At 61.8% G+C, this 12,355-nt stretch carries 7 protein-coding genes; 4 read left to right on the forward strand and 3 right to left on the reverse strand.

The window, feature by feature from the left end:
* Positions 1-110 precede the first annotated feature (110 nt).
* The 3 genes from IPI01_12585 to IPI01_12595 are packed head-to-tail and all read right to left on the reverse strand — an operon-like array spanning position 111 to position 3,920.
* Positions 111-785, reverse strand: coding sequence for a M15 family metallopeptidase (locus IPI01_12585; GenBank protein ID MBK7258612.1), 675 nt, complete (start codon positions 783-785; stop codon positions 111-113).
* Positions 782-3,568, reverse strand: coding sequence for an AAA family ATPase (locus IPI01_12590; protein ID MBK7258613.1), 2,787 nt, complete (start codon positions 3,566-3,568; stop codon positions 782-784). The genes IPI01_12585 and IPI01_12590 overlap by 4 nt, the downstream gene beginning before the upstream one ends.
* Positions 3,569-3,575: 7 nt before the next feature.
* Complete coding sequence (locus tag IPI01_12595; GenBank protein MBK7258614.1) at positions 3,576-3,920, reverse strand: STAS domain-containing protein; 345 nt, start codon at positions 3,918-3,920, stop codon at positions 3,576-3,578.
* Between the two features lie 108 nt (positions 3,921-4,028).
* Between IPI01_12595 and ppk1 the strand changes: the two genes are divergently transcribed.
* The 4 genes from ppk1 (at position 4,029) to IPI01_12615 (ending at position 12,355) form a co-directional block, all read left to right on the forward strand.
* On the forward strand, positions 4,029-6,320 hold the full coding sequence (gene ppk1, locus IPI01_12600; GenBank protein MBK7258615.1) for a polyphosphate kinase 1: 2,292 nt from the start codon (positions 4,029-4,031) through the stop codon (positions 6,318-6,320).
* Between the two features lie 93 nt (positions 6,321-6,413).
* The gene (locus IPI01_12605) at positions 6,414-9,653 is read left to right on the forward strand and encodes a PD40 domain-containing protein (GenBank protein MBK7258616.1); all 3,240 of its coding nucleotides are present in this window, start codon (positions 6,414-6,416) and stop codon (positions 9,651-9,653) included.
* 188 nt (positions 9,654-9,841) lie between these two features.
* Positions 9,842-11,149, forward strand: coding sequence for a citrate synthase (locus IPI01_12610; protein MBK7258617.1), 1,308 nt, complete (start codon positions 9,842-9,844; stop codon positions 11,147-11,149).
* An 87-nt stretch (positions 11,150-11,236) separates the two neighbouring features.
* Positions 11,237-12,355, forward strand: a complete 1,119-nt coding sequence (locus tag IPI01_12615; GenBank protein MBK7258618.1) for a glycosyltransferase family 4 protein — start codon at positions 11,237-11,239, stop codon at positions 12,353-12,355.

A 12,355-nucleotide genomic window follows, 5' to 3' on the forward strand; every position in this document is an offset into this window, starting at 1 on the left:
ACACCGGGGTAACCTGGCATCTCGCCGCTCCCGACGCGAGTTTCCGCTGGAGGAGCATACCTCCGGAGCCCCCACCAGTGCGGCATCCGAAGGGCGAAGCGTTAGGGGAACTACGGTTTCAGCTCCTCGAACGGGATATCGAGGATCGGATAGTCACGCCACGTGCGGTGATCGAAATGCCACCACTCCCCCGGCTCGACGCGGAACCCCTCCGCCTCCATCGCGGTGCGGAGAAGAGCACGCATCTTCCGCTGCCCGCCGGTCCCGCCCGTATATGAACTCGATGCCTTCGGCGTGAAGTCATCGTACGGACTGGGCATCACCACTTCCGCACCGGTCTTCAGGTCGTAGAGCGTCAGGTCCACCGCACATCCGCGGTTATGCTTCGATCCCTTCTTCGGATTCGCCACAAAGGCGTGCTTCTCCGGCGGGGTCTCATCCCAGAACTTCTTCGTCACGGCCCATGGCCGGTAGCCATCGAACACCAGCACACCGTATCCCTTCGCCCGCAGGGCACGATGCACCCGGAGCAACGCTTCAGCCGCCGGGCGCTGCAGGAATGCCCGCGCCTGCGCGTACATCGGCCTGCCCATGAAGTTGTTCGCCGTGGCGTAACGGATATCCAGGCGGATCGTCGAATCGAGCTGCGCGATCTCCACCAGGCCCTGTGCCGCGGCCCGATCGCGTACCTGTGCCCCTCCCTGCAAAACAACGATGCCGGAGAGCAGTCCGGCAAGCACATACATCCAGAGGGTACCGCCCGTAGAACGCCGGAGGTGTGTCATATCTGCTGCTTGCCCCACTTCATGAGTGCGACCTCACACTGGACGTAGAATTCCTTCGTGTCGTAGGGGTGCAGACTGAGCGTACGGCTCCGCATCGCCGTATTGAACCACGGGAAAAAGAAACGCCGGATCGTCGCCCCGCTGTTCAAGCGGCAGTGGATCGAGGCAGCGCCGCTGCCGACCCCGAAGGTGTACGGGGGAAGGATATTCCCCAGCACGTCGCGTACCCAGGTCCTGAACGTCAGCGTGTCGGTCTCCTCCAGCCGCCCGAAAGGATCCGCCAGGCGATACAGCCAGGGCCGGAGGGCGTTGGTCTTGGAGTCCCAGATGCGAAGCTGCTCGATCTCCGAGAAATGGACCGTGATGTTCGTCCCGTCCTTGAAGATGATGCGGATGCGGTCCTCCATCAGATCGTAGAGCTTCGGCGTCCCGCGCAGGAAGGGCACCACGCCGAGATACCAGAGCGAAAGCGCATACCAGAGCAGGAGCAGGATGGCGACCCCGCTGACCACCACCTGGGAGATCAGATTCACGTTCTGGGAGGTGCCCACGACGCGGATCAGGAAGAAGATGGGCAGGATGGGAATGAGCATCGCCAGGAGCGGCAGGCTGATGGCCTTCAGCGTGCTCGCCAGATCGGGCTTCACGCTGGCCGACTGGTACAGCTTCTTCACCGCGATCTCGCGGCGTTCGAAGAAGTTCTCGGACTCCTCCCGCGAGTACATCTGCCGCACCTTGTGGCCGGAGCGGCTCAGATACTCCGCCGCCTTGTCCCACAACTCCGCCTTCTCGTAATGGAAGGCAAGCAGTTCGTAATACTCCACCAGCCGGTCCGCATACAGGAGCTCGATCGCATGGGCGATGGAGGCATGGAGCTCCTTTCTCTTGTTCACCAGCATGGTATTGTACGCCACTTCCTGGATGAGGAAGTGCTTGAAGAGATACTCGAACTCCCGCGCCTCGTCGTTCTCCAGGATGAGTTCCAGCGAGCGGAGTTCGAACAGGCTCGGCACCACATCGCCTTCGCCCCCGATCACCTGCTCGAGCAGCGGGCGGGAGAATTCCCGGCCGATGACGGACGCACCGAAGAGGACCTCCTTGATGGTGTCGTGCAGCCGGTCGATCCGCGACATGATGATGCCCTGGATCGTGCCGGGGACGCCGGCCTCGATATTGTCCGTGAGCAGCTCGGCGCGCCGCTTCCGCACCGCAACGATCTTCTTGTCCAGCAGGGTCTTGATGATCTCCTGGATGAAGAAAGGATTCCCTTCCGAACGGCGGAGCACGAATTCCTCCAGCGCATCGGGGACCGCCTCGGCATCGAGGCGGTACAGGATCAGGCGCCGCGCATCGTCGCGGTCGAGCCGGTTCAGGTCGATCAGTTCCTTCGCCTCATCGACCACACCGGCAAAGGGATACTCATCGCGGAAGGTGAGCACGAACAGGGTCGGCACCGCGGCATTATCGCGGAGCAGGACATAGTCCAGCAGCTCCTGCGAGAACCTGTCGATCCAGTGGAGGTCCTCGAGGATGAAGAGCATCGGCCGCCCCACCGCAGCGGTGGTGAGCAGCGTGCGCACGGCGTAGAAGATCCGCTGCTTGCGTACCTTATCGTCCACCATCATGATCTCTTCATAGCGGACGGAAAGGAGTGTGGCAAGATACGGCTCGTGGTCGATCAGATGGAGGTGCTCCACCGCCGCATGCAGGCGTTCACGGATGAGCGCTTCGGAAGCATCACTCCGGATACGGAGAAAATTCTTCAGGAAGACGGACCACACATAGTAGGGCGTGGAGATCTCGAAGCTCGAGCAGGCACCCTCGACGGTGGCCACGCCCTGCGCGTATGCGTGGCGTATCAGCTCCGCCTTGAGGCGTGATTTGCCGACCCCGGCCTCGCCGCGGAGTCCGAGGCGGACATGCGCATGGCCTTTGGCGATGTCCAGCCCCTTATCGATCATGCCGAGTTCACGCACCCTGCCGACGAACTGGTCCTTGCCAAGGACCGACGGTTTACGGTCGGATTCGGCCTTGAGGGCGCGGAGGCGGTACACATCCACGGTATCCGACTTCCCGCGCAGCGCCGTGGTCGTGGGCCCTTCAGCGATCACCACGTCCGCCACAAGTTTGTACGTCTCCGCGGAAAGGAAGATATCGCCACGGGGTGAGATCTCGACGAGGCGGGACGCCAGGTTCACGGTATCGCCGATGACCGAATAGTTCATCCGGAGGTCGGTGCCGACGTTCCCGGCGATGACCATGCCGGAATGCAGTCCGACGTGGAGGCCGAGCGGCCCGGGCAACTCATGTCCGCGGCGCTGATTGTAGCGCTCGATCTCCGTCATCATGTCCAGGGCACAGCGGACCGCGCGTTCCGGGTCGTTCTCGTGTGCAAGCGGAGCGCCGAAGATCGCCATGATACCGTCCCCGATGAACTTGTCGATGGTCCCTTCATACCGCAGGACCACCGACACGAGGCCGGAGAAGCAATCGTTGAGGACAGCGGAGACATCCTCGGGGTCGAGGCGTTCGGAGAGTGCGGTGAATCCGGTGACATCGGCGAACAGCACCGTCACCAGCCGCCGCTCACTCTCGATCTGGCGGCCGGCGGTCAGGATGCGTTCAGCAAGATCCCGCGGAATGTAGTTGCGGATGAGGGCGAACCCGTCGATCGTCGGCCTGATCGGCACGGGCGACACAGGTGCGGGCCCGAGCGTCGTGCCGCAATGGAGACAGAACCGAGAATTCTCCGGGATGTCTTTGGCGCAGGCAGGACATTGCATACGGGTTTCAGGTGAAGCTCTTCAGAGCCTCCTCCCGGGTATCGCGCACATCGAACACGAGGGTCAGCTTCGTGATCACGAAGATGTTCTCGATGTTCTTGTTCAACCCTGTCAGCTTGATCTGCCACCCGTTGCGGGAATAGGTGGTCTGGGCAGACACGAGGACGCCGATCGCAGTACTGTTGAGGTAGGTGACTTTGCTCAGATCGATCAGCAGCTTTTCGTACTTGCGGTCCACGAATCCGGCGATCGCCTGGCGGACCTCGACGGTCTCGTCACCGCCGACCAGCGACCCGCTCACTTCGATGAGACCGACGTTTTTGTCGGTGATTGTGGAGGATTTTACGCCCATTGCGGCTCCGTTGGTATGGTATGATCGATGCATGATACACTGTTCAGGCCACATTGTCAAGGTAGCCGCACCCACCGGTTGTTTTTTTGGGGCAAAGGTCGGATATTCATGATACCATCATCAAGCGGAGGAACTGGAGTGAATCGCGTGGCAGATGAACCGACCCCCACCGGGGACCGAGACCACGCGTCCGCACCCCCCGGCCCATCGGCAGGTGCAGGATCCGAAGGCAAGCTGCGCGGCGCAAAGACCCGGCGTAAGAAACGCCCCTCCTTGAAGGACGCGGACGGGACCGGCTCCTATATCCCCCCCGCCCTCGATCCCTCGCTCTATATTAATCGCGAACTGAGCTGGCTGGAGTTCAACCAGCGGGTGCTCGAAGAGGCCCGCGACCCCCGCCACCCGCTCCTGGAGCGCGCGAAGTTCCTCTCGATCGTCAGCTCCAACCTGGACGAGTTCTTCATGATCCGGGTCGCGGCCATCAAAGACCTGATCTCCGCCGGGGTGACCGACCTGTCGCCCGATGGCCGGGCCCCTCTCCAGCAATTGAACGCCATCCACGACCGCGTCTCCACCATGCTGGCGGAGATGTCCGCGTGCTTCTGGAACGAACTGCACCCGCAACTGGCCACATCCGGCATTCATCTTATCAGGATGCATGAGATCACCCCGGAAGAGCAGGCCGCCATGCATGCCTACTTCGCGCGTGAGGTCTTCCCTGTCCTGACGCCCCTGGCCTTCGATCCCGGACACCCGTTCCCGTACATTTCAAATCTCAGCCTGAGCCTCGCGGTCGTCGTTGCCGGTCCGCAGGGCGAAGAACGCTTCGCACGCGTGAAGGTCCCGGATGTCCTCCCCCGGCTCATCCCGCTCCCCGAACGCTCCGGCACGCCGGACGTCATGCGGTTCATCTGGATGGAAGACCTGATCGCGGATAACCTCGGGATGCTTTTCCCCGGGATGACCGTGAAGGAATCCTATGCATTCCGGGTGACGCGGAACGCGGACATCGAGATCCAGGAGGACGAAGCGGACGATCTGCTCGCGTCCATCGAGGAGTCCATACGCCTCCGGCGCTTCGGACCGGTGGTACGTGTCGGCGTAGAGAGTTCCATGCCGGCTCGCATCCGCGAGATCCTCGCCGACAATCTGGAAGCGGCGGCCACCGACGTGTACGAGATCACGCCCCCGCTCGGACTCAGCCATCTGATGCAGCTCCTCCGGGTCGCGCGGCCGGACCTGAAAGATGCCCCGCACCATCCTGCACCGCTGGGCACGGAGGATGAATCCGAGGATATGTTCGCCATCATCCGGCGCGGCGACGTCCTGCTCCATCACCCGTACGATTCCTTCCTGCCCGTCGTCCAGTTCATCCGCAACGCCGCTCTGGACCCGGCAGTGCTCGCGATCAAACAGACCCTCTATCGCATCGGCAAGGAATCCCCGCTCGTCCCGCTGCTCATCCAGGCAGCCGAAAGCGGCAAACAGGTGGCGGTCCTGGTCGAACTCAAGGCACGGTTCGATGAAGAGAACAACATCGGCTGGGCGAAGCAACTCGAACGCGCCGGCGTCCATGTGGTGTACGGGCTTGTCGGACTGAAGACGCACGCCAAGATGGCACTGATCGTCCGCAAAGAAGGCGACGGCCTCCGCCGGTATGTCCACCTCGGTACGGGGAATTACAACCCGGTGACCGCACGCATCTACACGGACAACAGCTACTTCACCTGCCGGGAACAGATCACCTCGGATGCGACCGAGGTGTTCAATTATCTCACCGGGTATTCGCGCCGCGACGGCTACAGCAAGCTCTCCGTGGCGCCGGTGAATCTGCGCGAAACCATGACACGCCTGATCGAGCGGGAGATGCAGCATGCCCGCGCGGGAAAGAACGGCCATGTGATCCTGAAGATGAATTCGCTCACCGACACGCGGATGATCGAACTGCTGTATGCCGCATCGCAGGCCGGCGTCAAGATCGAGCTGATCGTCCGCGGCATCTGTTGCCTGCGCCCGGGTGTGAAAGGGATCAGCGACAATATCCGCGTCATCAGTATCGTGGGCCGCTTCCTCGAACACAGCCGCGTCTTCTGGTTCGCCCACGACGGCCATCCCGAACTCTATCTGAGCAGCGCCGATATGATGGGGCGCAATCTGAACCGCCGCGTGGAGCTGATGTTCCCCGTGGAGGACCCCGCGCTCATCGCACGGGTGAAGCAGGAGACCCTGGACGGCGCACTCGCCGATCGTACCCGCGCACGCCAGCTCGGGGCGGACGGACTGTACACGCGCATCGCACCCGGCACCACGGGTGAAGCGGCCGACAGCCAAGTGGATCTCATCCGGTCGCGCAGCCAGCACCATCGTCCGATCCATATCGTTCCACGCGAAGCACCCTGACGTTTTCCTGTCCTTTGCGAAGCACCCTGACGTTCACCTGTCCCTGTCCTGTCCCTTTCCATCACTCCGTACCACGCACCAGGAGATATCACCATGCTCCACGGCATCCGTTGTGCCGTTCTGTTCCTCGTGCTTCCGCTCGCCGCACTGGCAGCGGAAGAAGGCCGTTTCATGCGGCACCCCGACATCCACGGCTCCACGATGGTCTTCACCTATGAAGGCGACCTCTGGACCGCACCGGCTGCCGGGGGTGTGGCAACACGCCTGACCACCCATCCGGGCACCGAATTCGCCGCCCGGTTCTCTCCCGATGGATCACAGATCGCGTTCACCGGCAACTACGACGGGAGCGCGGCCATCTACCGGATGCCGGCCGAAGGCGGGGCCCCTACACGGCTGACCTACATGCCCGGCGTCGGCAACTCCATCTGCTGGACCCCGGACGGCAAGCGCATCGTCTTCACGTCCACGTTCGAGAACGTGATCATGCGCGATCCGAACCTCTACTTCGTGGACACCGACGGGAACGCCCCCGAGCGCTTCCCCCTCGACCGCGGGGTGCGGTGCAGCTTTTCAAAGGACGGCTCGTCGATGGTGTATGTCCGCAAAGGAAGCGAGGACTACTACTGGAAACGCTACAAGGGCGGCCGGTATCCTGACATCTGGATGTATAATTTCACGACCAATGCGTTCAAACAGGTCACGACCTATGTCGGCAAGAACGCCTATCCGATGTGGATCGGCGACAAGATGTACTTCGTTTCCGACCGCGACAACGGGATCTCCAATCTGTACGTCCAGGACCTCGCCACCAACGCGGTCTCGCGCCTCACATCGTACGACGACTTCGACGTGATGTGGCCCTCCACGGATGGCACCACCATCATCTTTGTGTACAAGGGCTCTCTCCATACGTTGGACGTCGCCACCGGGAAGGTCACCCGCCGGACGGTCACCATCCCGTCCGACCGCTGGGCAACGCGCACGCGCGTGATCGACGCACGCGAGTACCTCCATGCGGCCGATGCAGCCACCGACGGCAAGGGGGTTGTGCTGGAAGCGCGCGGCGACCTCTATGCGGTGAACATCGAAAAGAAACACGCGGTGAACCTGTCGGGAACGCCCGGCATCCGTGAAATGCACCCCGCGCTCTCGCCCGACGGCAAGACCGTGGCGTTCTTCTCGGACAGCACCGGCAGCTACCAGCTCTACACGCAGCCCGCCGGCGGCGGACCCCGCACGCAGCTCACCACTGCGCTGGACCGCACGGTCTACCGGCTCGTCTGGTCGCCCGATGGCAAGAAGATCCTCTTCGGGAATAAGGACCTCGCGCTGACCGTCCTGGACATCGCCACACGCACCCTGACGAAGATCGACCAGTCGAACCAGTTGAAGAACGACGAGTTCTACTGGGAGATCGCCGACTATGGCTGGTCGCCGGACAGCAAATGGGTCACCTATTCGTTCGTGCAGTTCAACCGGAACAGCCAGATCTTCATCTACTCGCTCGAACAGAAGAAGCGCTTCGCGGTGACGGACGATTTCTTCGACAACCTTTCGCCGCGGTTCGATGCGGGCGGCAAATACCTGTACTACCTCTCGAGCCGCAACTTCAGCGTCCAGATGGATTTCTATGAGGACAACCATGTCCTCGATGCCCCGTACCAGGTGATGGCAGTCCAGCTCGCCGCGGGCGACCAGCCGCCGTTCACGGAGCCGGTCGTGGCCGAGAAGAAGACGCCGGAGCCGTTCAGGATCGACACCGACGGACTCGCCAAACGCACCACGCCGCTCCCCGTCCCGGCCGGCAACTACTTCTTCCTGCAGGCGGGCAAGGGAAAGGTGGCATGGTGCTCCGTGGACAAATTCACCGAGGACGAGTACGAAGAGATCTTCAAACCCGGCGCTTCCACGAAGTGGGAACTGCACATCTTCGATATGGAAAGCAAGAAGGAGGTCACGCTCCCGGACAAGATCCGCGAATACCGGATCTCGGCCACGGGCGAACAGCTCCTGACCAGACGGGAAAACGACCTGTACGTGATCGGGCTGGACAAGGCCTTCTCATCGAAGGGTGCGGGCGAGAAGGTCTCCACCGGTGTGCTGCCCTATACGCTGGATACACGCGCCGAGTGGACCCAGATCTTCAACGATACCTGGCGCTGGTACAATGAGTTCTTCTACGATGAAGGCATGCATGGCCGCGACTGGAAGAAACTCGGCGACACCTACCGCTCGTTCATTCCGTCACTCTCCTCGCGCGATGACCTCAATTGGGTGCTGAGCCAGATGGTGGGTGAGCTGTGCGTATCGCACACGTACATCGGCGGCGGCGACATGGGGCCTGTGGCAACGCCACGGTCACCCGTTTCCACGGGCTGGCTTGGCGCCGACCTCACGGCGGACACCAAGGCCGGCTACTACAAATTCTCCCGCATCTATGGGCCGACGACGTACAATCTGAGTCTGAAGGCCCCGCTTGCGCGTCCCGATATCCATGTGCAGGAAGGCCACTACCTCATCGCCATCAACGGCGTGGAGGTGAAGCCGCCGGCGGACTATCACCGCATGCTGCAGATGACGGCCGGTCAGAAATTCGCGATCACGGTGAACAGTACGCCGTCGGCGCAGGGAGCGCGGACGTATGAGATCGTACCGGGCCGGTACGACTCCCAGCTCCGCTACTTCCGGTGGCTGTCGGACAACGTTGACCACGTTCTGAAGGCATCCGATGGGAAGATCGGGTACATGCACATCAACGCCATGGGTTCCGGCGGGATCGGCGAGTTCGACAAGTTCTGGCGCGCCTTCAGGTACAAAGAGGGGTTGATCATCGATGTGCGCAGGAATTCGGGCGGGTGGACGGAGTACTTCATGATCGACAAGCTCGAACGCAGGATGACCTCGTACAACGTGCTGCGCAACATGGAACCCTTCCGCTATCCCGGAACGGCCTCGTCGGCCCACTACGTTGCGCTCTCGAACGAGTACAACGGATCGGACGGTGAGGCATTCATCGAGCATTTCAAGGCGGACAAGCTCGGACCGGTCATCGGTGTCCCGTCATGGGGCGGATTGGTAGGTATTTTGAACGGTCAGGCCACCGTGGACAACGGAAACGTCCAGCAATCCAATAATGCGTTCTGGGGCGAGGATGGCAAGTGGCTTGTGGAGAACCATGGAGCGGATCCTGACATCCTTCTGGACAACGACCCGGCATCGGCTTCAGCGGGCAAGGATGCCCAGCTTGACCGGGCGATCCAGGAACTTCTCAAGAAAACCAGGGAAGAACCATTCAAGTTCGCTCCACGACCGGCATATCCGAAGCGGTAGCAGCTTCTTTTAGTAGAATCGAAAGTGCTTGTTTTTTCAACACTTTCTCTTTAAGTTCCTGCGTGCTGCACGACTCGCCCCAACAGGTCCGCGTGCAGCACGCAGCCGTTTCTTGACGTACTCCTTCCCCTGAGCGCGACCTTTGTTCCTTGTCAGATGACCGTTCATTTACCTAAGGAGAACCCACAATGCAATCGCAGGGTGATGCAAAGAAGCCCACGCTCACGATCACGGACAATCGTACGGGAAAGTCGTACGAGCTGCCGATAGACAACGAGACGATCAAGGCAACGGACCTGCGCCAGATCAAAGAGCATGCCGATGATTTCGGCATCATGACGTATGATCCGGCGTTCATGAACACCGCATCGTGCAAGAGCACGATCACGTACATCGATGGCGACAAGGGCATCCTGCGCTACCGCGGATATCCGATCGAGCAACTGGCCGAACGCTGCTCGTACCTCGAGGTCGCCTATCTGCTCATCTATGGTGAGCTCCCCAACAAGACACAGCTCGCCGAATGGTCGAACAACATCACGACACACACGTTCGTCCATGAGAACATCAAGAAACTGATGGACGGCTTCCATCATGATGCACACCCCATGGGCATGCTGGTCAGCACCATCGGCGCGCTCTCGACGTTCTATCCGTCCGCCAAGCACATCACCAACAAGGCCGAACGCCAGCTCACGTTCCACCGCCTGATCGGCAAAGTGCCCACGGCAGCTGCGTACGCCTACCGCCACAGTGTCGGCATGCCGTACGTGCAGCCGGACAACGACCTCTCCTACGCCGGCAACTTCCTGAACATGATGTTCCGCATGGCGGAGCCGAAGTATCATCCGCATCCGGTGCTGGAGAAGGCCCTGGACGTGCTGTTCATCCTCCACGCCGACCACGAACAGAACTGCAGCACGAGCGCCATGCGCAGCGTGGGCAGCTCGCAGGTGGATCCGTACAGCGCGGCCGCGGCGGCATCCGCCGCTCTCTATGGCCCCCTCCACGGCGGCGCCAACGAAGCCGTGCTCCGCATGCTGGATGAGATCGGCACGAAGGAGAACATCCCCGGCTTCATCAAGGAAGTGAAGGAAGGGCACGGGCGACTGATGGGCTTCGGGCACCGCGTGTACAAGAACTACGATCCGCGCGCGAACATCATCAAGCGGCTCGCGGACCAGGTGTTCGAGGTCACGGGGCGCAACCCCAAACTCGATATCGCCCTCGAGCTCGAACGCATCGCGTTGCAGGACGAGTATTTCATCAAGCGGAAGCTGTATCCGAACGTGGACTTCTACTCCGGACTCATCTACCAGGCCATGAAGTTCCCGGTGGATATGTTCCCGGTGTTGTTCGCGATCGGACGCATGTCGGGCTGGCTCGCCCAGTGGGCGGAGATGGTGGACGATGCCGATCAGAAGATCGCCCGTCCGCGCCAGATCTATCTTGGCCACGACAAGCGCGATGTGCCGACCATAGCCCAGCGCGGGTAAGGGGCGGCAGGAAGCATCCGGCGGCATCGGAAGGGGCTCCATCCCATGCCGGTGCCGCCGCACTTTTTCAGGACCATGGCTCCATCATTGAAGATACTGCAGACCTGTTTCTCCGCCTCCTGGGGCGGACTCGAGATGCAGGCCATCGAACTCTCCCGGCAACTCCACGCCCGCGGCCATGAGGTCTGGCTCGCGGCGCCCTCGGGTTCGCGGCTCGCACAGAAAGCCGCCGGCTTTCCGTTCACCCTGCTCCCCCTGCCGGTCCGCGGCTACATCCATCCGCTGCTCGCCTGGCGGCTTGCCCGGTTCATCCGTCAGAACAGGATCGACGTCATCCATTGCCAGCACTCGCGCGATCTTGCCACGGTCATCCCTGCACAGCAACTCGCGGGCGGCACCGTGCCCACCCTCCTGAGCAAACGCATGGGTTCGTACGTCCGGAAGAAGGACTTGTTCCACCGCTATACCTACGGTCATCTCCGGTACGTCCTCGCGATCTCCGATGTCATTCAACGGAACGTCCTCGAAACGACACCGATGACCGCGGACCGCGTGCTCACGCTCCACGATGCTGTCGATCTGACCATCTTCGATCCGAAGAAGGTCGATCGAGCGGCAACACGCGGGTCGTTCGGCGTCGAAGACGAGACGCCGGTGATCGGGTTCGTGGGCCGGTTCTCTCCCGGGAAAGGACATGAGGAGATCCTCGACGCGGCGAAGATCCTGAGCGACCGCGGACTGGATTTCCGGCTTGTCATTGTGGGGGAGGCGAGCCACGGGGAAGAAGCATATGCAGCGGCGATCAAGGAGAAGGCGGCCGGACTGGATCTGGGGAACCGGGTACACTTCGCGGGGTATCGCGCCGATGTGCCGGCCGTGATGTCCGCCTTCGATCTCTTTGCCTTTCCCTCCCATGCGGAGTCCTTCGGCGTCGTGCTCATCGAGGCGATGGCGATGCGGCGGGCGGTCGTGGCGACCAACTGCGACGGCGTGGTGGATATCGTGGTGGACCGGCTCACCGGGCTCATGGTGCCGCCGCGCCAGGCCGTGCCGCTTGCCGATGCGCTCGGCAGGCTGCTGCGGGATCCCGCGATGGCCCGGCGCATGGGCGAGTCGGGACGGCAACGGGTGGAAGAACTCTTCGACCAGCGGAAGCAGATCGACCGGCTGGAGACCATCTACCGCGATGTCATTGCGGACACCTGA

This window comes from Ignavibacteriota bacterium, assembly GCA_016707525.1.
Lineage (GTDB): Bacteria > Bacteroidota > Ignavibacteria > UBA10030 > UBA6906 > JAGDMK01.